Source organism: uncultured Parasphingorhabdus sp. (assembly GCF_963975555.1).
Taxonomy (GTDB): Bacteria; Pseudomonadota; Alphaproteobacteria; order Sphingomonadales; family Sphingomonadaceae; genus Parasphingorhabdus.
The window spans coordinates 70,103-90,604 of sequence record NZ_CAXBHH010000006.1 but is presented as its reverse complement, the minus strand read 5'-3'; the positions used below and the strand labels follow the sequence as shown (position 1 = coordinate 90,604).

Here is a 20,502-nt window from a genome sequence, read left to right as displayed (position 1 = left end):
GCGCTATCCCGGAAAACTTCTGCAGCAGAATTTCTTTAGGGGTGCGTTCATTGCGCTTTATCGTCGCATTTCTGGTCTATATCTGCCTCTGCTCGCCTGCGCATGCAGATGTGCCGATGGCAGACAGATTATGCACGTTGACCAGCGCAAAAAATGTCTCCTTGCCAGCATTGTTAAAGACCAATCCGACTTTCAACTGTTCCGAGACCAAAGAGGCCATCAATGGTCCCCGCGCATGGCTGAGAATGCCTTTTGACGCCGAAACGCTCCCCCCGGGAATGGTCGAAGTCCAGGGGCAGAATAACGGCCTGAGCACGATGCAGGTCCATGCCGTTCTCGACGATGGCGAAATCCTGTCTTCCTCTTTTTCAGAACAGGAAGTGATTGATAGCTGGCGGCCAAAAAATCGCTTCGGGCTTCTCGTTCCGGGGACGGAAAATCCCGGAATCCGCGATCGCATACAGCAGGTCTATGTCACGATCGACGATCCGCAAGCGCTCAACTCGATATCATTTACCAAACTGGCATCCAAGAAAAAATGGGATGACCTGAAACTTCCACTCTCGGTCATGTTTGCAGTTTTGTGCGGCATGGCGATCATGCCGCTCATCTATAATCTCTGCTTCTATGGAGCGTTGCGCTATAGTTTCATGCTCTGGCACAGCCTGATGATCGCAACCACCGTCGCTTACACTTTCAGTTCTTCCGGCCTGATCTTCATCCCCTTCCCCGAAACCAGCCTGACCACCAAGATGCTGCTCAATCACTGGACCCTTGCGGTCGGCTTTGCCGCCAGCGGATTTTTCCTCGTCCGCTTTGTCGAGCAGGGGAAAATTGCCCCCTGGCTCCAGACCGTCATACTGGCGAGCGCAATGCTGCCGGTATTTGTCACGGCGTTCATCATGCCGGTTGATGGTGGCTATAATATCCACGCGCGCGCATGGTATCACGCTTCTTTCATACCGGCCTTTTGCATCGTATTATATACCATGGGCCATGCGCTGCGTCGCGGCAGCAAGGCGATCTGGTTCCAGATCGCCGGCTGGACACCGATCATCGTTTTGGGGCTGGACCGGGTAGCGCGCGGCATGGATTTATACACTGGCTGGGCGATACTCGATTACGGCCTCTATTTCATGCTGGTAATAGAAACCATCGCCCTCGCGCTCGGTGTTGCCAACCGTATTCTCCGCCTGCGACAGCAGAATGAAAGCATATTGCGAAAACAAGTCGAACTAACCCTGCTCGCCGACACGGACGGACTAACCATGATGAACAATCGTCGTGCGTTCGAGCGAGAGTTCGCGCGTAACCTGCACGAGCATCGCTACAGCCACCTTGCGATTATCGACATTGACTTCTTCAAGCGGGTAAATGACCTCTACGGCCATGAAGTCGGTGACGAAGTATTGCGGGTTGTCGGCAAAGAGCTCGATGCAACCCGCCATTTCGCAGCCCGGATCGGCGGTGAGGAATTCACGCTGCTGCTCGAACCCGACAGCCGGGACAACCGCAAGAAATTTCCTGCCAATGCGCTCACCGCAATATGTGAATCCCTGATCAATGCCGTGCACGAACGTGTGCCCGAGATCCAGGAGCCGGTCACATTTTCCGTCGGCGTCGCTTCTATTGCCAAGCGCGCTTCATTGCGCAGCGTGATGGGAACCGCCGACCGGCGTCTCTATGATGCCAAGAACAACGGCCGGAACCAGGTTGTGTGGATCGATATATCCAAGATCAGCCCGTCGATACCGACCGGCAAGGCTTCGATCTAGCGGTCGTCGGGACTTACCACTCGCCGATATTTTCCATACTCGCCCAAGGCTCCTGAACCGGCAGCCGGTCACCCTTTTGCAGCAACTCGACCGAGATATTATCCGGCGAACGCACAAAAGCCATATGGCCATCGCGGGGCGGACGGTTGATGGTCACACCGGCATCCATCAAGGTCTGGCACAAGGCGTAGATATCATCGACAGCATAAGCGAGATGGCCGAAATTGCGGCCACCATCATATTGTTCAGCCGGACTGCCGTCTTCCGATGGCCAGTTATAGGTTAGTTCGACTTCGGCAATATCCTTCTGGCCCGGACCCGCCAGAAAAATCAGGGTGAAACGCCCTTGTTCGCTATCATAGCGGCGGACCTCTTCCAGCCCCAATAGCCCGAAAAAGGCGACCGTTGCTTCCGGATCGCTGACCCTGAGCATGGTGTGCAGATATTTTATGGTCACAGGAATTCTCCATTCATCGCTATTCAGAAACGGTTCATCGCAGATATCGCAATGCCGAACCGGGTCATTTGCAACAGCCTAAGCGGCTTTTGAACTGAGGGAAAGAGTGATGAGCGAGAAATTTATCGAGAGCAGAAACAAGGTCTGGCTCGCCAGCGCAGGCCTGCTGACCATTGGTCTTATTACAGGCGGCTATTTGCTGGGTGACGGCCTGCTGCGCGCCAAGATGGCGGATCGCAGCGTCACCGTACGCGGCCTTGCCGAGCGTGACGTCACCGCCGACCTCGCCACCTGGACCATCGCCTACAGCGCCCAGTCCACCGACCTGCAAAGCGCCCAGACAGACATCGACCGCGACACCACTGCGATCACCAGCTTTTTCAAGGAACTCGGCTTCAAGGCCGATGCGCTCAAACCGACCGGCGCTAACGTCAACCAATATAGCAACAACGGCATCCCCCAATATACCATCCGCCAGCGACTCAGCCTGCGCACCGATGATATCGACAAGGCCCAGGCCGCAGTCGCCCGGCAATTCGATCTGGTCCGGCGCGGAGTCGTGCTCGAGGACGGTTCGGGGATGAGCTATACTTTTACCAAGCTTGACGAGATCAAACCGGAAATGGTCGCCGCAGCAACCAAGGACGCGCGCAAGTCCGCCGAACAATTTGCCGAAGACAGCGGCACCGACGTCGGCGGGATCAAATCCGCGACCCAGGGCTATTTCAGCATCGACAGCCGCGACGGCGATGCCGGCGGCTATGGCGTGACCGACACGCCGTACAAGAAAGTGCGCGTGGTCACGACGGTGAATTTCTATCTCGATTAGTAGCAGGAGGCGGCTCGATCCCTGACAGGATCGAGGCCGCCTTTAGCATCGATCCCAGTCCGAGCCGGTTCGACGATGCTTCAGTGATGCGGAATTATTGCTCTGCGCCAGTCAGCATCTGCGCGAGATAACGGGCTGCGGCTTTGGCTGAGCTGCTGTCCGGATCATATTTGACCGCCTGCTCCCAGTTGATCCTCGCGTTCGCGACATCGCCCGCTTCATAGGCGATATTCCCGGCCTCGAGCGCGATGGCCGGATCGCTTGTGACCAGTTTGGCGGCCACAGCAATATCAGACTTGGCTTGGACAAGATCGCCCATCCGCCGCGCCAGCGTCGCCGACAGCAGCCAGCCGAGCGGATCTTCGGGCACAAGTTCGTGGACCAGCGCAAATTGCTGCTTCGCCTCGTCATATTTGTTAAACGCAACAAAGGCGCGCGCCATATCCAGATGCACTTCGCCTTTCAGCAATCCATCAAGATCTTTTTGCTCGAGCGCGGTACCAAAATATTTCAGGGCAAGCTGATGATCGCCGCTGGCCAGCGCCGCGTTGCCGGCCTGTGACCAGAAATTGCCAGCGCGCTCATCGCCCGCTGCCTGTGCTTTCTCTGCTGCCTGGACAAATTCGCCAATCGCCTTTGACCAATTTTCCTGTTCGGCATAAGCGAAGCCAAGGCAATTGCGCGCCAGATAGCCGCCGCCTTCGATCTGCCATTTATTCGCTGTGAGCAGACCGTTGGTCGGATCGTCAGTCACCTGATCAAGACATTGCTCAAATCGAACATCGCCGGGTGTTTTCGCTTTAACCGGGGGCGAATTGACCGGCCCCTCGCGCTTGGCCTCCGACGGGCGGAGCACAGGGTCGATCGGCGAACCATAAGGCGTGGCCGATTGCATCAATAATGGCAGGAGTAGCGACGAAATCATGGATGATATGTCCGTTATTGGCTTCGGTTAAAGAGACCGGCACTCATCCCAGTCGTGACAATATGTCGATCAGCAAGGCAATATCCTTATCCCGGGAAAGGCGGTGATCGCCGTCCTTTACCAGATGGACCTGCACATCATCTGAACGGACCTTCTTCGCGATCTCCAGACTATAGGCCCAAGGCACGTCATCATCTTTCTGCCCGTGAAGCAGCCGCACCGCACCGTCGAATGCGATTTCCTTGTGGAGCAGACGGGCGCTATCGCCCGACTGCCAGAATGTCCGGGTTGTGACATAGGGCTCGTCGGAATATTCGCTTTCTTCCTCCAGCTTGCCCTCACGCAATATCGTCATTTTCTGTTCCTGGGTGAAGCCCCAGTCGGTAAAGTCCGGCGCAGCCGCGATACCGACCAGATTCTTGACCCGCATCGGCCGTGACAACGCAACCAGCAACATCAGCCAGCCGCCCATCGACGAACCGATCAGGGTGATGGAACCCGAGGTCACCTTGTCGATCAGAAACAGCACATCGTCGCGCCAGTCGATCAGGCTCTGGTCCTCGAAATCCCCGCCGCTCGCCCCGCAACCTGAATAGTCGAGGCGCAGCATCGCCCTGCCCTGCTGCTTTGCCCAGGCATCGACGGCCAGCGCCTTGCCGCCTTCCATGTCCGACATATAGCCGGGCAGGAAAACCAGCGTTGTCCCCTGCACACCCGGCTTGGCCGGGGTATAGCAATAAGCGAGCGTTGCACCGCCGGGACGGTCGAGATTCAAGATGTCGTCTTCCATAGATTATTCCGTCTGCCTGTCCCCGCGAAGGCGGCGATCCATCTTCTGCCATATAGTCAGAAAATGTCGGATGAGAAGATGCAGCGGCTAGCCGCTTGCGCAAGAATCAGGAGAGGGTCAACACTCGACTCTCAATTGCGCCGTTCGTCAGCGAGCGACAAGATAGACAATAGCCAGACAAAGAAAGGCGATGACCAGCATGCCGATATTGGATATCAACGGTTGCTTGACCCGGGGTAGCAGCGGCACGAGTTCTGCGGGGAGATCACCCTTGAACCCCAGCTTCCATTTCTGCCGGCTCTTGATGCCGTCCTCGAGACCGAAGACATGGGAATCGCCTTCCGTGCCGCGATAGACCAGATCGCCGAAAAAATAGGCTTCGCTGCGCCAAAGTTGTTCATAAAGTACGAATGTCTTGCCAACAGTTTCCATCCGCACCCGGCGTTTCAGGGCGCTGTCACCATCGACGAGCCAAATGTTTGCAAAATCAGACATTAGGTCGAGCTTAAAACAACATCCGCTCCAGTGCATCACAATTCGTCAGTCGATCAATCGTGCTGGAATATCTCTTCGATTGTCATTTCGAACAGATCGGCAATCTTGAACGCGAGCGGCAGCGACGGATCATATTTACCGGTTTCGATCGCGTTGATGCTTTGCCGGGAAACCGCGAGCCGTTCGGCCAAATCCGCCTGCGACCAGTCGCGTTCGGCGCGGAGAACCTTGAGCCGGTTTTTCATGTGTTGAGCCCGCGAAAACGATAGAAAAAATAGCCAAGACTCCAGCTACCCATCATCACCGATATCAGATCATCGCGTGTAATCGGCGGCAATATGCCGGAACCGATCTCCCAAATCATATTGACCAGCATCGTCGTGATTATCGCAATTACCGCGCCGTTGGCGACCATCTGGAACATATAATCATCAAGATGCTTGCGATCGAGCTTCGCGCCCACCGTCGCTATAGCCGAAAGCGCCACCATGGCTCCGATCAGCAAGGCCAGTTTGGGAAATAGCGGCGGAGGTACAAACTGGCTGACATCGGTTTTCAGCCCGCTCAAAACCGGTAGTCCGATGCTGGCGACTAGCATGAACAGGAACAGCCAGTCGGGCTTGATCCAGTTCCACATGCGGGGCCATAGGCTCTTTCCTGACTGCCTTCCCATAGCGCTCACATCGCCCCCAGCAACAGGACCACCAGCGCCGCCCATATGGCGATATTTTCATTGGGGGTCATCGCCCGACCCGAACAGCGTTTCAACCTCATTATCGTCCTCCATCAAGCTACATAGACATTATGTCATGCTTACTTGACTTAATTGAGCGATTCGGACACGAATGTCAAGCTTCCATGACAATTTGCATATGATACTTGTCATTCAAATCAAACCTCTCCGTGATTTGGTTGACTTGAAACTTCAAAAGTCTAAGTCAAATCCAACCCTTTGATGGCGGGTTTCCCCGCCTTCTCTAGACCCAACTTTGACAAATTTTGAGATGATCTGAGCCCATGACCAAGATGATTAAAATCACCCTTCCCGACGGTAGCACGCGTGAAGTGGCCATGGGCACTACTCCCGCACAGATTGCCGCCGATATCGGGCCCGGCCTTGCCAAAGCCGCGCTCGCGGCAAAGATTGACGGCGAGCTGCGCGATATCATGCGCCCGCTGGAAGAAGATACCGAACTGGCGCTGGTGACCTCGCGCGACGAGGAAGATGCGCTGGAACTGGCACGCCATGACTATGCCCATGTGCTGGCAGAGGCGGTGCAGAACATCTTTCCCGGCACGCAGATCACTTTTGGTCCGTCGACCGATGACGGGTTCTATTATGACTTCGCACCAGCCGGTGACCCGTTTACCGACGAAGACCTGCCGAGAATCGAAGAGGAAATGCAGCGGATCATCGCTGCCGACAAACCGCTGCGCCGGGAAGTCTGGGATCGCAACGACCTGATCGCGCGCTGGCAGAAGGACGGAGAGACGTTCAAGGCCGAATGGGCCGCTGAACTGCCCGACGGCGACGAAATTACGATTTACTGGTCCGGAGACGACTGGATGGACATGTGCCGCGGGCCGCATCTGGCTTCGACCGGCAAGCTTGACCCGAAAGCGTTCAAGCTGATGCGCGTGTCCGGTGCCTATTGGCGCGGCGACCAGCGCAATCCGCAATTATCGCGTATTTACGGCACCGGCTGGCTCAACAAGAAACAGCTGGCCGCGCATCTGCTGCGGCTGGAAGAAGCGGCCAAGCGCGATCACCGCAAACTCGGCCAGGAAATGGATCTATATCATATCCAGTCCGAAGCGCAGGGCAGCATTTTCTGGCATCCCAAAGGCTATGTAATCTGGCAGGCTCTGGAGCAATATATGCGCCGCCGCCAGATTGATGCCGGCTATGAAGAGGTCAAGACGCCGCAGTTGATGGACGTTCGGCAATGGGAGCAATCCGGCCACTGGGGCAAATATAGCGAGAATATGTTCGCTGTTCCGGACGAGGTTCCCGATGCCGAAAGCGACGGCCCGGTCATCACCGGCACCGCCGACATGATGGCGATCAAGCCGATGAACTGCCCTGCCCATGTTCTGGTCTTTCGTCAGGGCATCAAAAGCTACCGCGATCTCCCGATCCGCATGGCCGAGTTCGGCTGCTGCCACCGCAACGAACCGCATGGCGCGCTGCACGGATTGATGCGGGTACGGCAATTCACCCAGGACGACGCGCATATATTCTGCACCAAGGAACAGTTGATCGAGGAAGTCGGCCTGTTCTGTGACATGCTGGACCGTTGCTACCGCGACCTCGGGTTTGAAAATTATGCGATCAAGCTGGCGCTGCGACCCGACAACCGCATTGGCAGCGACGAAATGTGGGACTGGTCGGAACAGTCGTTGCGCGACGCCGTCATTGCGACGGGGCGCGATACCGAAGAATATGGCTGGGAAGAATTGCCGGGCGAAGGCGCATTTTACGCTCCCAAGCTGGAATTCCATCTTACCGACGCGATCGGCCGGACCTGGCAGGTCGGCACGATCCAGACCGACACGATACTACCGGAGCGGCTTGACGCGACTTATGTTGGCGAGGATGGCGAACGGCATCAGCCGATCATGTTGCATCGCGCAATTTTGGGATCCTTCGAACGGTTTATCGGCATTCTCATCGAACATTATGCCGGCAAGCTGCCGCTCTGGCTGGCACCGACCCAGGCTGTCGTCGCGACGATCGTCACCGACGCCAATCCTTATGCCGAACAGGTGGTTGAAAAACTGAAAGCCGCCGGCATCCGGGTCGAAGCCGATCTGCGCAACGAGAAGATCAACTACAAGGTGCGCGAGCATTCAGTCGGGAAAGTCCCTAATATCCTGGTTGTTGGTATGCGCGAAGCGGAAGAAGGCAAGGTTGCTCTGCGCCGGCTTGGCCAGAAGGAGCAGGAGTTTCTGACGCTTGACGAGGTTGTAGCCATGTTGAAGAACGAAGCGTTGCCACCGGACTTGAAATCGGTCTCATAATTACCATATATTAAAGGAAGCTGTGGCATTCACACCACAATATTGATGGCTAATATCTCTTTCGCCATCAAGAAGGCTTTATTCATGTAAACTTTGCGGCTAATGAGCCAGCATAGAAAACCACTCGGGAGTATTTAACATAGCTGCACCACCTCGTCGCCCCACGCCGCCCGTAAAAGGCGGACCGCGCTTCAACGATCTGATCAATTCCGACACCGTAAGGGTCATCGACGACAAGGGCGAAAACCTTGGCGTGATGAACACGAGGGAAGCGATCGAGCGAGCAGCAGAAGTTGGCCTTGACCTGGTCGAGGTTTCTCCGAACGCGCAACCACCGGTTGCAAAATATCTCGACGTCGGCAAATTCAAATATGAGGCCCAGAAAAAGGCCAATGCTGCGCGCAAGACGCAGAAGGTGCAGGACGTCAAGGAAATCAAGATGCGTCCGAATATCGACGATCATGATTATGACGTGAAAATGCGCAATGTGAACAAATTCATCGACAATGGCGACAAGGTCAAAGTGACCCTGCGCTTCCGTGGTCGTGAAATGTCGCATCAACAACTCGGCATGGCATTGCTCGTGCGGGTGCAGAACGACATGAAGGAAACCGCCAAGGTCGAGGCCTATCCGAAACTGGAAGGCCGTCAGATGTTGATGGTGCTCAGCCCTAAATAATGCATAAAGGCCCCCGAAAACGGGGGCCTTTTTTTGATCTGCCGCTGGCCGGCGAGGCGCCTGCCGTTCAGTCTGGCTGGCTGCGCACAATCCATAACATTCCGACACCCACGACCAAGGCCGTGAAAGCAATCATAATTTCAAACTCTTGGTGTACCATTATCGCCCTCCTGCTTCTCAATCCCCGGCGTATGAATAACAATCGAAAGCTAACTAACTGTTAAACTTGATGAGTCGTTCGGGCGAATGTCAGGCGGAGGGTTTTGCGCGATATTGCCGCGGGAAATAGCGCTTCAGATTAGCGACCTTGGGCTTGTCCCAGCGGACGATATAGCCTTGCCGCGGGTTCTTCCGCATGAAATCCTGATGATAAGTCTCGGCCGGGTAAAAGGCTTTAAAAGCTTCTATCCTGGTCACAATCGGACGATTCCAATAGCGCCCCTTGCTAAGCTGCGCGACATAGGCGCGAGCCGCTTTCGCTTGCTTGGCATTCATCGGTACCAGCGCGCCACGATATTGCTTGCCGCGGTCCGGTCCTTGCGCGTTGAACATCGTCGGATCGGCGATCACCGAAAAATAAATCTGCATCAGCTGGCCATAGCTGACCTGGCTGGGGTCATAGACTACCCGTACCGCTTCGGCATGATCGGTCAGGCCAGCACTCACCAGCTTGTAAGATGCGCTGCGTTTGGTGCCGCCATGATAGCCCGATGATGCACTGACAACGCCCTTGGTATGTTCAAAGACGCCCTCGACACCCCAGAAGCAGCCACCCGCAAAAATCGCGACAGCCCGCGTTCCGGTCTCTCCGGCGACAACGCGCGGCATCGGAATGATCGTGGCCTTTTCGGCGGCATGGGCTTCGCCGACGAAGGGCTGCGGCGAAGCCTGATCAACAGGCAGCGCCGTTTGTACACCGGCCCAGACCACACCAAAACAGGCGAGACTGACGCCAAACATGATTGTTCTGGAGAGGAATGGGCCCATCGGAATTAACTGATCAACTGCGATGCAGCGCTAACCGTCGACGACAGATCCTGGCCCATGTCGGAACGCTGCTCTGCGGGTTGCATGAAAAACAACATCAATGCACCAGCGAGAAAGCCGCCGCCGAGGCTATAGGTCAAATCGGACTTGAATATTTTCATCATGGTCTGTTCCTTGGGGTCATCATCTGTTCGAAACGTCCCGCCTGTAGGTTACAGTTGTTAATATAGTTTTCCTTTCCCCGCTGTGAACCTGATCACAAGGTCATATTCAGTTTGCGAGCGGGAAGATTTTCTATCGGAGGGATGTTTTTATTTTAACCTCAGGCGCCGGGCGCGGACATCCGTCCGCTTGGCTATCCTCGCTTACGCTGCGAGCGCGCGGTCGCGCTTGCCTCCGCTGCGCCTCGGTTTGGCGTCCCAACTGTTGGCTGGTTTCTAACCGAGGCGAAGCCGAGGCAAGGCCGACCGGCCGCCGCGCCTTATGGCGCGAAAGCCAAGGGCGCGGATGCGCCCGCCCGGCGCCTGAGGTTAAATTAAAGTAGCGCAGGCCCGCTGGATTCTGGTGCAGGCCTCGATCAATATCTCTTCCGATGTCGCGTAGCTGATCCGGAATGCCGGCGAGAGGCCAAAGGCCCCACCATGCACAGCGGCAACCTGTGCTTCTTCCAGAAAATAGGCGATCAGATCTTCATCCGTGTTGATCACCACGCCCTTGGGTGTTGTTTTGCCCATCAGCTCGCTGGCGTCAGGATAGACATAAAAGGCACCTTCCGGAGTCGGACATTGCAGACCCGGCGTGTCATTGATCATCGACACCACCAGATCGCGGCGTTTCTCGAAAGCGGCGTTGCGCTCGATCAGAAAATCCTGCGGGCCGTTGAGAGCTGCCACCGCTGCCGCCTGTGAAATCGAGCTGGGGTTGGAGGTCGACTGCGACTGCAACTTGGCCATCGCCTTGATCAGCCATTCCGGGCCACCGGCATAACCGATCCGCCAACCGGTCATCGCATAAGCTTTGGAAACGCCGTTGACCGTCAATGTCCGGTCGTAGAGATCGGGACAGACCTGCGCGATCGTGGCGAACGGGAAATCGGCATACCAGATATGTTCGTACATATCGTCGGTCATCACCATCACCTGCTCGTGCGGAGATATGACGGCGCCCAGCGCCTTCAGTTCGTCGGCGCTATAGGCCGCGCCGCTCGGGTTGGATGGCGAGTTCAGGATCAGCCATTTGGTCTTTGGCGTAATCGCCGCTTCCAGCTGTTCCGGCGTGATCTTGTAGCCCTGGTCAGCCCCCGCCGCGATAAACACCGGAGTGCCGCCGGCAAAATTGACGATGTCGGGATAGCTGACCCAGTAAGGCGCGGGGATGATCACCTCGTCGCCTTCTTCGACCGTCGCCACCAGCGCGTTGAACAATGTGTGCTTGCCGCCGCTGTTGGCGGTGATCTGCTTCGTCGTATAGGTCAGGCCGTTGTCGCGCGCGAACTTGTCGACAATCGCCTGTTTCAGCGCCGCGGTGCCGTCGACCACCGTATAATTGGTGTCGCCGTCGCGGATCGCCTGGATCGCCGCTTCCTTGACGAAGTCGGGCGTGTCGAAATCGGGTTCACCGGCCGACAGGCCGATCACGTCAATGCCCTGCGCTTTCAGTTCGGTGACCTTTGCGGTCATCGCCAGCGTGGCAGAAGGTTGGATACGTCCGAGTGCTTTGGAGATCATGGTCATGGGAGGTCCTGTCGCAAGGAATAAGCGTGACTGCCTAATATCATTGCTGCTGCACTGCAACAGGGAGAATGGGTCAGCTGCGCTTTTTCACAAACTCTGCTCGCAGTACGAGACCTTTTATGCCTTCGTGCCTGCAATCAATCTCCTGATCGTCCCCGGTCAGGCGAATCGACTTGATCAATGTCCCGCGTTTCAGCGTCTGTCCCGCACCCTTGACCTTGAGATCCTTGATCAGGGTGACCGCATCGCCATCGGCCAGCACATTGCCCACCGCATCAACAACCTCCGGTCCTGACGATTGCGCCGCAGCATCTTCCGGGCTCAACCATTCGCCCGTTTCTTCGTCATAAACATAATCGCCTGCGCCGTCGCTCATTACAAAGAATCCAATGCTTGTTGCATGTCGGCGATAATATCGTCGATATGTTCGATCCCGACCGATAACCGCACCACATCGGGCCCGGCACCAGCGGCAACCAGTTCATCGCCCGACAATTGGCTATGCGTCGTCGAGGCGGGGTGGATGATCAGCGATCTTGTGTCGCCGATATTGGCGAGATGGCTGAACAGCTTGACCGCTTCGACCAGTTTTCTTCCCGCTTCATAGCCACCCTTCAGACCGAAGGTGAACACCGCGCCGCCCTTGCCGCCGAGATATTTCTGCGCCAGCGCGTGATATTCATTGTCCGGCAAGCCGGCATAAGAGACCCAGCTGACCTCCTCGCGGCCCTGCAGCCACTGCGCCATTTTGAGCGCGTTCTCGCAATGCCGCTCCATACGCAGCGCCAGCGTTTCCATGCCAGTCAATATATAGAATGCGTTCTGCGGCGCCAGTGCCGGCCCCAGATCGCGCAAGGACAAGGCGCGCGCAGCGAGGATAAACGCCATCGGGCCAAAGGCATCGGTGAAAACCTTGCCATGATAAGACGGGTTTGGCTGGTTCAGGAACGCATATTTCGGACTCTTGGTCCAGTCGAACTTGCCGCTGTCGACGATCAGGCCGGCGACGCTATTGCCGTGCCCACCGAGAAATTTGGTGCCACTCTCCACGACAATATCCGCGCCATGTTCGATCGGGCGGCAGAGCATCGGCGAGGCCATCGTATTGTCGACCACCAGCGGGATGCCGGCTGCATGAGCGATATCGGCAATCGCCTCGATATCCTGTACCACGCCGCCGGGATTGGCGAGGCTCTCGATAAACACGCAGCGCGTGTCATCGGTGATCGCGCCCCTGACTTCGTCCATATTGTCGGCGTCGACAAAGGTGACGTTCCAGCCGAATTTCTTGACCGAATGGGCGAGCTGGTTGAGCGAGCCGCCGTAAAGCTTCTTCGCCGCAACAATATGCGCGCCTGGGTCCATCAGCACATGGAAGACGATGATCTGCGCCGCATGGCCCGAAGCCACCGCCAGCGCGCCGACGCCGCCCTCCATCGCCGCAATCTTGCCTTCCAGCGCGCCGTTGGTCGGGTTCATGATCCGCGTGTAAATATTGCCGAACGCATCGAGATTGAACAGATCGGCAGCATGGTCGACATCATCGAAAACATAAGAGGCCGTCTGGTAAATCGGCGTGATCCGCGCGTTGGTCGTCGGATCGGGTTCGGTGCCGGCGTGTACAGCCATGGTCTCGAGATGGGTGGTCATGATGCGTCCTTATTCCAAGAAATATGCAGCGTGCCTAATATCAATGCGCCGTCACCGCAACCAGACTTGTGACGGGATGATACGGGCTGGCGGAATTTTTCCGCCGTTACCAGATTGCCCGCTGCAATAACCGTGATGATTTTCCCGAATGTAGTGAAACTTTATCCGCTCTGCGCGTTGGTCAGATGAAACGGAAAAAGGAAAGATACCATGAGCAACAAAGATATGAACGATACAGTCAACCGCGACGAGATTCGGGAAGAATTCTGGGAGTCGATCGCCGACAGCCCCTTTGTGATGATCGCGCTGGATAGCGGCCGCGAGCATAGCATCCCGATGCGCGCGCAGCTCGACAAGGACGCAAACAGCGCGATCTGGTTCTACACCTCGCGTGACAACCGGCTCGCCAAGGGCGGCCCGGCGATGATGCAATTTGTCTCCAAAGGCCATGATCTTTTCGCCTGCGTCTCCGGCAATCTGACCGAGGAAACCAATGATGCGATTATCGACAAGCACTGGAGCAAGCCGGTCGAGGCATGGTACGAACAGGGCCGTCAGGACCCGAGCCTGCTGATGCTGCGCCTCGATCTCGGTGACGCGGAAATCTGGGAAGCCGATCCCGGTGTAGTTGGCATGTTCAAGATGATGACCGGCATGACTATGAACGGCGACGAAATGGGCGACCATGCCAAGGTGCCGCTCTAGGCGCGGCCACTGCCATCTGAACGCAGTCCACAGGGGCCGCAGAAGAACGGAATAGAGCGGACGCCGGCGTTAGAGTCGGGCATTATCCCGCTTTGCTCCCGCCTTCTGCTGCCCCTGTCTTTCTCGCGTTTTCGCTGCAACAAATGTCCGGCCCGCGCGTTCTTTTGCCATGACGGATATTCTCGCCGGACCCGATACGATTGCTTGGTCAGAGGCGCTGTGGCGACTCGGCGCCGCCACCCTGCTACCGTTTCTGATCGGGCTGGAGCGGTTCATCCGCAGAAAACCGATTGATTTCCGGCCCTTTGTGATCATCTCGGTCGCAGCCTGCGCGCTGGCGATCGGCGCGATGGAGCTGCTCGAATCCACCCGCGATCCACAGAGCGATATCGACCCTAGCCGGGTGTTCGAAGGTGTGATCACCGGCATCGGTTTTCTCGGTGCCGGCGCGATGTTCCGCGAGGGCAGCTTTGTCCAGGGTGCCGGTTCGGCCGCCGCGATCTGGGCAGCGGGCGCGATCGGACTGATCTGCGGCTTCGGGGAAATCTGGCTGGCCGCGATCATCACCGGAATCATCCTGACCGTGTTGATCACCAGCGCACCCTTTACCTCGCACTGGGACCCGGGAGAAGATGAAGAGCGGTCACCGTCCTGAACCAGCCGATCAGAACAACCACCATCAGAAACAGGAGATATATATGCCAGCAAAATCCAAAGCCCAGCAACGCGCCGCCGGAGCGGCTTTGTCCGCCAAGCGCGGCGAGACCAAGGTCGGTGATCTCAAGGGCGCGTCGAAGGACATGTATGACAGCATGAGTGAAAAGGAGCTGGAGGATTTTGCCAGCACCGATCACGACGGCCTGCCCGATAAAGTCGAAGACGACGACTAGCCCCTTCGAGTAGCGGTCGTCGCCCCGCCTGAAGCAGTCATATCCACCACGCACAAAAAAGCCGGGCGAAATCACTTTCGCCCGGCTTCTTGCGTCTAGGACAACGGCCTACCAGTAAGGCGTCACCGTCCAGTAATTATAGACGCTCGACTGATAATCGCGGTCATAGACCCGGTCCGGTTCGTTATTGCCAAAGCGCGGCGCATCCATCAGCTGTTCCTTGGTCACATCGATCCGGTAGCCGCCGAGGTTAGTGTCATAGTCGAGCTTCGACCAGGGAATGCTGTGCTTCTCGTCACCTATGCCAAGGAAGCCGCCAGCGGAAATCACCACATCGGTAACATTGCCGCCACGCTTGTCGATCAGCAGTTTGTCGACCGATCCGATCTTGCCTTCGTCCGGGCCATAGACGGTGGTGCCGTCCACGCGGTCGCTGCCGATTACCATGCCGTTTTGCTCATCCTGTAACATAATTTTATCTCCTCTAGGTTTCAGGGATAGCCCCACGGCGGCCCGTATTCAGGGGGAAGGCCGATGCCATGTGGCTACAGGAAATCTACCAACGACCGCGAAGATCGTTCCGCGGATTTTTCGAAATTTATGATTGTGGAGAAAAGCCGCGGGATGCGACGCCCACTGGCCCCAAATCTCAGCCGACACACGTCCAAAAAATTGAACAGTTGCGCCAAAAGCTGGTTGATGCAATTCCTCAAAATGCCGGTTCCAGCATATCATCCGGCTCCACTTGCCGGAAAACTACTCTATTGAACCAAACGTCCAATTTTGAGGAATGAGCATGATGAATTTGAGGATGACAGGCGCAGGCCTGACTCTGGCGATGGCCCTGATCACCGCCTGCCCCGCATCTGCAACGATATTGGCAGAAAGCAGCTCTGCCACAGCGGTTGCAAAGACCGAACCAGCAGAGCCCTCCTTCATCCCGGCGGATTTCAACGCCCCTACTCTGATCGAGACAGAAGATTTCAAGATCGTGCCACTGGGCCCGGATCTGGTTGATGTAGATTTCGCCGCCTATATGTCCTCCATCGATCATTTGCAGAAGACGTTCACCCGCAGCACCGGCTGGCCGCACAAGGACATCACTGCTGCCGACGCGATGAAGGACATGGAAAGTGAACAGGCCCGGTTTGAAAGCCGCAAATCCTTTGCCTATGCCATACTCACGCCGGACGGCAGCCGCGAGCGTGGCTCCCTCTACGTCCAACCAAGCAATGTGGAAGGCTATGATGCCGTGGTCAAAATGTGGGTGACCAAGGCCGAATATGATGCAGGCTTCGACGCCGAGCTATATCAATGGGCCAGCCGCTGGGTAGCGACAGACTGGCCATTCGAGAAAGTCGCCTATCCCGGACGCGCGATAGACTGGGGCAGTTGGGATACCCTCGTGGCAGCGGGCAAGGCTGAAAAAGCAGCGCCAGCAGAATAAAGCCGCTGAGACCCAAAGCGACTGGACGGACAGGGGCAACGTTGTTTCATAAACCCGAGCGGCACGCCAAGGTGCATGATGGATATCCTCAAATGACCGGTATAGCGGTGGCGGGAGAATGACAGCCTTAAGGTTCCATCCGATCCGTTCGATTGACTGGAAATGGGTGGGTAGCGGACATAATTGATCTGAGCGTATCGCTTACAAAAGCGGGGCGGAAATTATCCCGCCCCGTCATCAATGTTTTATGAGTAGGCGCCTTCCGAATAAGTGAGTTCATAGCTGTGGCTGTAAACTTCAAAAACGATCCCGAACGGATCTTCGACGTAGCACATCCGATATGGCTTCTCGCCGGGATAATATTCTCTGATCGGCATACGCTGTTTACCGCCGGCCGCGACGATCTTTTCCACCAGTCCTTCGACGTCCGGGTCCTGAACACAGAAGTGAAAAGTGCCGTGGCGCTTATGCTCGAGATTGTCTTTTGGGGCGTGGTTCTCAGGAAATTCGAAGATCTCAATGCCAACTCGGTCAGCCGTGGCCAGGTGGGCTATCTTGAGACTTTTCCAATCCGGGCCGAATACATCGGTGCACATCACTCCAATCGGGCTGTCGTCCTCGAATATCTCTGTGGGTTCCATAATCGTATAGAGTCCGAGAACCTCGGTGTAAAATTTCACCGCTGCTTCGAGGTCAGGCACTGACAGGCCAATATGCGAAAAGCTTTTGGGCGATACATTCATTTGGGCGTCCTTTCACTTGTTGATATGCCCTATCTAGTCACTACTCACGCAGGCTTGAAATTATGAATCAAACTCGCTATGATAATTTTATGTTATGACTAGCTTGAATTCTACATGGTTGCGGTCCTTCACCGTGCTCTGCGAAGAAGAGAACTTCACGAAAGCCGCCGCGCGTCTGAACATGACTCAGCCCGGCATGTCACAGCACATTGCAAAATTGGAACATAAGCTGCAATCAAGCCTGATTGATCGGGATGCACCAGGGTTCGTGCTGACGTCCGCGGGACAGAAGACACTAATCATGGCGAAGGCACGATGGCTTGCGGAAAAGGCCTTTCTCGAAAGCCTTAGTGAAGGGGATCCGGATCGGGGCACCGCCAGCGTTGCCTGTTCGGGGAGCTTTGCGATGCTCCTCTACCCGGCATTAACCGCTTGGATGTTAAATGCTCCTGACCTTTCCATAGAGCTGACTGCCGCGCCCAAGCGGGAGGTGATTGAGGGTGTGCTCTCCGGGAAATTCGGCCTGGGGGTGACGACAGATTTCTCAGGTCACCCGCGATTGGATGCCGAACCTCTGGGCACCGAGCATCTCGATTTAATCCTTCCTGTGGAATGGAAAAACAGAACACCGGCATTCGATGATCTCCAGGCCCTTGGCTATATCCACCACCCTGACGGAGCAACCTATGCCGACAGAGTATTGGCCTCCAACTATCGAAGCGAATATGAGGGCATCGACAGACTGCGGATAAAAAGCTTCATAAATCAAATCGGTCAAATACCGGTCCCGGTAGCAAATGGAATAGGCTATACAATATTGCCGCGAAGCGGAGTGCTTGCCTTTCCTGATCGCGAAACTCTGACCACCGCCCGATTGCCGAATTGGAACAAGACGGAACTATTCCTGATCTGGCCGAAGGGACGCAAACCGAGCGCACCAATCGAGAAAATGATTGCAATAATCCGAGAAGAAGCCCGCAAGCTGGACTAGCTTTAAGGCCAGCTTTTGGGGCGATTGCTGAACCTCTCCTTTTGCGCCCCACGCGGACATTGGCTATGATGGTCATTGAATATGCAAAAGGACAGCATGGTGAAAGAAATGCCCGACACGGTTTTGATAAACGCCGGGAAATACATGCTCCGCAAGCTGGAGCCTGACGATAGCGCGGCCTTGTTCCCGACATTTTCGAACGAGGAGGCGTGCCGGTTTCTTTCGCGCCCGCATTTTGACAGCGAAGTCGCGTTGCGCGCCTGGCTCGTCGATCCGGACTGGAATGGCCGCAGCTGGGTCGCGATTGATAAATCCGATAATGCCGTTGTCGGCCGCTTTGTCGCGGTCCCGGCCGGTGATGATCAGGTCACCGAATTGGGATATATCACGGTAACAGAGCGACAGGGCCGGGGAATCGCGCGTACGTGCACCTCCGCACTGATTTCCCATCTGTTCGAACGGGAGAACCATCGCCGTGTTTTCGCGGAAATTGACAGCAAAAATCTGGCTTCGATAGCGCTGGCCGAGCGCCTGGGTTTCACCCGCGAAGCCTGTCTGCGCGAGCATGAGCGCACCCACAACGGACTTTGCGACATGCTGGTCTATGGCCTGCTTCGTCGCGAATGGAGCAGTGACAGTCAATTGCAATGACAGCGCAGGAACGGACCTAGGCAAGTCGCGGATAGGCTATGAAGTTACCGCCTCATTCGCGCAGCGCGAATGCGCGCCAGCTTTTTGGTACGACTGTATCTGATCCTTCATCCATTCTGATGGCACGCAACATTATAGCGCTGGCACCGGCAACGCCCAATTCGCGAGAGAGGATGGCAAGATTGGCAACGTCTCTCTGGCCTGCCAGTCCGGCCTCATCCAGTTCGATCAATTGTTTATACGCGCCGACACGATCTCCCCGCTGCAAAGCTGCGCTTATCAGACTTCGCCGTGCGCTTGCTTCTTCCATCGGGTGCATCGCGCCTGTTTCGATCATCGTCTCGAGCGCAAGCTCACGCGCTTCCCTATCCCCGGCTTCATCGGCGATGCGATACTGCCATTGCGCCGCTTTCAACCGTTCGTCAGAGGTGAATTGCGTTGAACCGGAAATCAGCGCGTAGCCGTCGCCTGCCTCGGTCAATCGGCCTTCCGCATATAATTCCTGCGCGTCTGCCATGATGCAAGCGGCTGTTTTGGAAAGCGACTCATCGTTGCTTACGCAAGCCCGGGATTTTTTGATCCGCCTGAATCCTCCTGCCGGATCCATCCCGCTGCCCGGCGTAAAACCACGCGTTCCGGTAGATGTCGCAATATTTCCATCGACAGATGCCGGCGTGCGGGGGATGCGCGAGCCAAGGACTATTTCGGCCGGGCCGGCTTTATTGCCCGTCACTATAATCACGTCGGATTGCGATGTGGATTCCATGTCTTCGGCAGATGCGCGATCTTCCTCGTTTTCAGCACCGGAGACTGGCGAATCTGCTGCCTTGCTATCCTCTTGTTGAGCATTGGCCGGAACCGTCGCGAGTAACAAAACGATCGTCAAAGCAACCGAAGTCACAGATAGTCCATTTATCACCGGCGCCATAACGTTCTCCAGATAGCTTATGATCCATGCATTCCATGGCATAAAATGCGCAGAAAGGCACTCATGATCGGTGGGTATAGCCACTTTTCTATCGTGAAACGGGACAATGCGAGTTTATTTCTAATTTGGCCTGAATTGGAGGAAAGCGGCCATTGAAAAAGAAAATCTGTTTTACGCCTGAGGGATCGCGCTGGAGGACTGGCAGCTGCCCGCAGAACTTGCACGATGGGCGGCATGGCACTGGTTCCGGGCAATTTTGGTGATGATCGCCTTTGCTGCCAGCATCGTTGCAACAATATGATCGCGCACCCGGACATTTAAGGAACAATAAGTGGACAGTCTTTACGCGATGATATTGGAGCGCTCGACGCGCATATTCACATTCGACCTTGGCCGCTATCTGGTGACGGCTGGCCTTCTTTCATGGATCCTCTGGCTGGCAAAAAGCTGGTCGGACAGCCGGCGGATCCAGACACGCCGCGCCAAAAGCGCCGATTATCGGCGGGAGATATTTTCCTCGCTTAGAACCGTTTGAAGCAGTTACCGAGGCCGCCTTTGTCCCGATATATTTGCTGTTCCTGACCGCGATCGGCCTACCGGTTTACACGCTAGCGATTGCGATTTTCCTGATCCATATGATCATTCGCAACACCATGGGGCATGCCGGTGTCGAGCTGTTTCCCGCGGGTTGGACCAGAGGCCCTTTCCGCTGGATCACGACAACCACCCATCATGACCTGCATCATAGCCACGGCAATGCCAATTTCGGTCTCTATTTCACATGGTGGGACCGGTAGATGGGAACA

26 protein-coding genes are annotated in these 20,502 nt (G+C 56.0%); 12 read left to right on the top strand and 14 right to left on the bottom strand.

The genetic code is table 11. The features are described 5' to 3' along the window. Window positions 1-116 precede the first annotated feature (116 nt). Window positions 117-1,775 carry a diguanylate cyclase gene (locus AAC060_RS12830; protein WP_339826832.1) on the top strand — a complete coding sequence of 553 codons (1,659 nt, stop codon included), beginning with the start codon at window positions 117-119 and terminating at the stop codon, window positions 1,773-1,775. A 13-nt stretch (window positions 1,776-1,788) separates the two neighbouring features. Here AAC060_RS12830 and AAC060_RS12825 read toward each other — a convergent pair whose 3' ends face one another. Further along, entirely contained in the window at window positions 1,789-2,208 is a 420-nt protein-coding gene (locus tag AAC060_RS12825; RefSeq protein ID WP_339826931.1) for a VOC family protein, read from the bottom strand. Between the two features lie 133 nt (window positions 2,209-2,341). Here AAC060_RS12825 and AAC060_RS12820 point away from each other — a divergent pair, with 133 nt between their 5' ends. Then, window positions 2,342-3,061, top strand: a complete 720-nt coding sequence (locus tag AAC060_RS12820) for an SIMPL domain-containing protein (RefSeq protein ID WP_339826830.1) — start codon at window positions 2,342-2,344, stop codon at window positions 3,059-3,061. A 94-nt stretch (window positions 3,062-3,155) separates the two neighbouring features. Here AAC060_RS12820 and AAC060_RS12815 read toward each other — a convergent pair whose 3' ends face one another. From AAC060_RS12815 to AAC060_RS12795, 5 genes are all read right to left on the bottom strand, one after another. Next, window positions 3,156-3,986, bottom strand: a complete 831-nt coding sequence (locus tag AAC060_RS12815) for a tetratricopeptide repeat protein (RefSeq protein ID WP_339826828.1) — start codon at window positions 3,984-3,986, stop codon at window positions 3,156-3,158. Between the two features lie 43 nt (window positions 3,987-4,029). Then, the gene (locus AAC060_RS12810) at window positions 4,030-4,776 is read right to left on the bottom strand and encodes an alpha/beta hydrolase (protein WP_339826826.1); all 747 of its coding nucleotides are present in this window, start codon (window positions 4,774-4,776) and stop codon (window positions 4,030-4,032) included. Between the two features lie 147 nt (window positions 4,777-4,923). Continuing rightward, window positions 4,924-5,271, bottom strand: a complete 348-nt coding sequence (locus AAC060_RS12805) for a hypothetical protein (RefSeq protein WP_339826824.1) — start codon at window positions 5,269-5,271, stop codon at window positions 4,924-4,926. Window positions 5,272-5,324: 53 nt separating this feature from the next. Further along, window positions 5,325-5,516 carry a helix-turn-helix transcriptional regulator gene (locus tag AAC060_RS12800; protein ID WP_339826822.1) on the bottom strand — a complete coding sequence of 64 codons (192 nt, stop codon included), beginning with the start codon at window positions 5,514-5,516 and terminating at the stop codon, window positions 5,325-5,327. Then, on the bottom strand, window positions 5,513-5,908 hold the full coding sequence (locus AAC060_RS12795; protein ID WP_339826820.1) for a hypothetical protein: 396 nt from the start codon (window positions 5,906-5,908) through the stop codon (window positions 5,513-5,515). Before AAC060_RS12795 ends, AAC060_RS12800 begins: the two co-directional genes overlap by 4 nt. Window positions 5,909-6,288: 380 nt before the next feature. Between AAC060_RS12795 and thrS the strand changes: the two genes are divergently transcribed. Next, window positions 6,289-8,292 (top strand): threonine--tRNA ligase, encoded by a 2,004-nt coding sequence (gene thrS / locus AAC060_RS12790; protein ID WP_339826818.1) that lies wholly within the window; start codon window positions 6,289-6,291, stop codon window positions 8,290-8,292. 139 nt (window positions 8,293-8,431) lie between these two features. Continuing rightward, entirely contained in the window at window positions 8,432-8,971 is a 540-nt protein-coding gene (gene infC, locus AAC060_RS12785) for a translation initiation factor IF-3 (protein ID WP_082788356.1), read from the top strand. 249 nt (window positions 8,972-9,220) lie between these two features. On the opposite strand, the gene msrA is transcribed toward infC, so the two are convergent. The 5 genes from msrA to AAC060_RS12760 all read right to left on the bottom strand — a co-directional run bounded on the left by msrA (window position 9,221) and on the right by AAC060_RS12760 (window position 13,341). Next, complete coding sequence (msrA, locus tag AAC060_RS12780; RefSeq protein WP_339826816.1) at window positions 9,221-9,931, bottom strand: peptide-methionine (S)-S-oxide reductase MsrA; 711 nt, start codon at window positions 9,929-9,931, stop codon at window positions 9,221-9,223. A gap of 32 nt (window positions 9,932-9,963) precedes the next feature. After that, entirely contained in the window at window positions 9,964-10,122 is a 159-nt protein-coding gene (locus AAC060_RS12775) for a hypothetical protein (RefSeq protein WP_339826814.1), read from the bottom strand. A 366-nt stretch (window positions 10,123-10,488) separates the two neighbouring features. Continuing rightward, window positions 10,489-11,691 carry a pyridoxal phosphate-dependent aminotransferase gene (locus AAC060_RS12770; protein WP_339826812.1) on the bottom strand — a complete coding sequence of 401 codons (1,203 nt, stop codon included), beginning with the start codon at window positions 11,689-11,691 and terminating at the stop codon, window positions 10,489-10,491. Between the two features lie 73 nt (window positions 11,692-11,764). Then, window positions 11,765-12,067, bottom strand: coding sequence for an alkylphosphonate utilization protein (locus AAC060_RS12765; RefSeq protein ID WP_339694204.1), 303 nt, complete (start codon window positions 12,065-12,067; stop codon window positions 11,765-11,767). Continuing rightward, window positions 12,067-13,341, bottom strand: coding sequence for an O-acetylhomoserine aminocarboxypropyltransferase (locus AAC060_RS12760; protein ID WP_339826810.1), 1,275 nt, complete (start codon window positions 13,339-13,341; stop codon window positions 12,067-12,069). The genes AAC060_RS12765 and AAC060_RS12760 overlap by 1 nt, the downstream gene beginning before the upstream one ends. Before the next feature lie 225 nt (window positions 13,342-13,566). Between AAC060_RS12760 and AAC060_RS12755 the strand changes: the two genes are divergently transcribed. From AAC060_RS12755 to AAC060_RS12745, 3 genes are all read left to right on the top strand, one after another. Next, the gene (locus AAC060_RS12755; RefSeq protein WP_339826929.1) at window positions 13,567-14,046 is read left to right on the top strand and encodes a pyridoxamine 5'-phosphate oxidase family protein; all 480 of its coding nucleotides are present in this window, start codon (window positions 13,567-13,569) and stop codon (window positions 14,044-14,046) included. 169 nt (window positions 14,047-14,215) lie between these two features. Next, window positions 14,216-14,701, top strand: a complete 486-nt coding sequence (locus AAC060_RS12750; RefSeq protein WP_339826809.1) for an MgtC/SapB family protein — start codon at window positions 14,216-14,218, stop codon at window positions 14,699-14,701. A 43-nt stretch (window positions 14,702-14,744) separates the two neighbouring features. Then, entirely contained in the window at window positions 14,745-14,936 is a 192-nt protein-coding gene (locus tag AAC060_RS12745; RefSeq protein ID WP_339826808.1) for a DUF3008 family protein, read from the top strand. A 108-nt stretch (window positions 14,937-15,044) separates the two neighbouring features. Here the strand turns inward: AAC060_RS12745 and AAC060_RS12740 are convergent, their stop codons facing one another. Then, the gene (locus tag AAC060_RS12740) at window positions 15,045-15,407 is read right to left on the bottom strand and encodes a PRC-barrel domain-containing protein (RefSeq protein ID WP_339826807.1); all 363 of its coding nucleotides are present in this window, start codon (window positions 15,405-15,407) and stop codon (window positions 15,045-15,047) included. 325 nt (window positions 15,408-15,732) lie between these two features. On the opposite strand from AAC060_RS12740, the gene AAC060_RS12735 reads away from it, so the two are divergent. After that, window positions 15,733-16,383 (top strand): twin-arginine translocation pathway signal protein, encoded by a 651-nt coding sequence (locus AAC060_RS12735; RefSeq protein WP_339826805.1) that lies wholly within the window; start codon window positions 15,733-15,735, stop codon window positions 16,381-16,383. 245 nt (window positions 16,384-16,628) lie between these two features. Here AAC060_RS12735 and AAC060_RS12730 read toward each other — a convergent pair whose 3' ends face one another. Continuing rightward, on the bottom strand, window positions 16,629-17,126 hold the full coding sequence (locus tag AAC060_RS12730; RefSeq protein ID WP_339826803.1) for a lactoylglutathione lyase family protein: 498 nt from the start codon (window positions 17,124-17,126) through the stop codon (window positions 16,629-16,631). A gap of 94 nt (window positions 17,127-17,220) precedes the next feature. Here AAC060_RS12730 and AAC060_RS12725 point away from each other — a divergent pair, with 94 nt between their 5' ends. Then, complete coding sequence (locus tag AAC060_RS12725) at window positions 17,221-18,117, top strand: LysR family transcriptional regulator (RefSeq protein ID WP_339826801.1); 897 nt, start codon at window positions 17,221-17,223, stop codon at window positions 18,115-18,117. Window positions 18,118-18,213: 96 nt separating this feature from the next. Further along, window positions 18,214-18,768 carry a GNAT family protein gene (locus tag AAC060_RS12720; RefSeq protein ID WP_339826799.1) on the top strand — a complete coding sequence of 185 codons (555 nt, stop codon included), beginning with the start codon at window positions 18,214-18,216 and terminating at the stop codon, window positions 18,766-18,768. A gap of 52 nt (window positions 18,769-18,820) precedes the next feature. On the opposite strand, the gene AAC060_RS12715 is transcribed toward AAC060_RS12720, so the two are convergent. Beyond that, the gene (locus AAC060_RS12715; protein WP_339826798.1) at window positions 18,821-19,669 is read right to left on the bottom strand and encodes a hypothetical protein; all 849 of its coding nucleotides are present in this window, start codon (window positions 19,667-19,669) and stop codon (window positions 18,821-18,823) included. Window positions 19,670-20,027: 358 nt separating this feature from the next. Here AAC060_RS12715 and AAC060_RS12710 point away from each other — a divergent pair, with 358 nt between their 5' ends. Both AAC060_RS12710 and AAC060_RS12705 read left to right on the top strand, forming a co-directional pair. Continuing rightward, window positions 20,028-20,231, top strand: coding sequence for a hypothetical protein (locus AAC060_RS12710; protein ID WP_339826796.1), 204 nt, complete (start codon window positions 20,028-20,030; stop codon window positions 20,229-20,231). Window positions 20,232-20,265: 34 nt separating this feature from the next. Continuing rightward, complete coding sequence (locus AAC060_RS12705) at window positions 20,266-20,493, top strand: sterol desaturase family protein (protein WP_339826794.1); 228 nt, start codon at window positions 20,266-20,268, stop codon at window positions 20,491-20,493. Window positions 20,494-20,502: the final 9 nt, after the last annotated feature.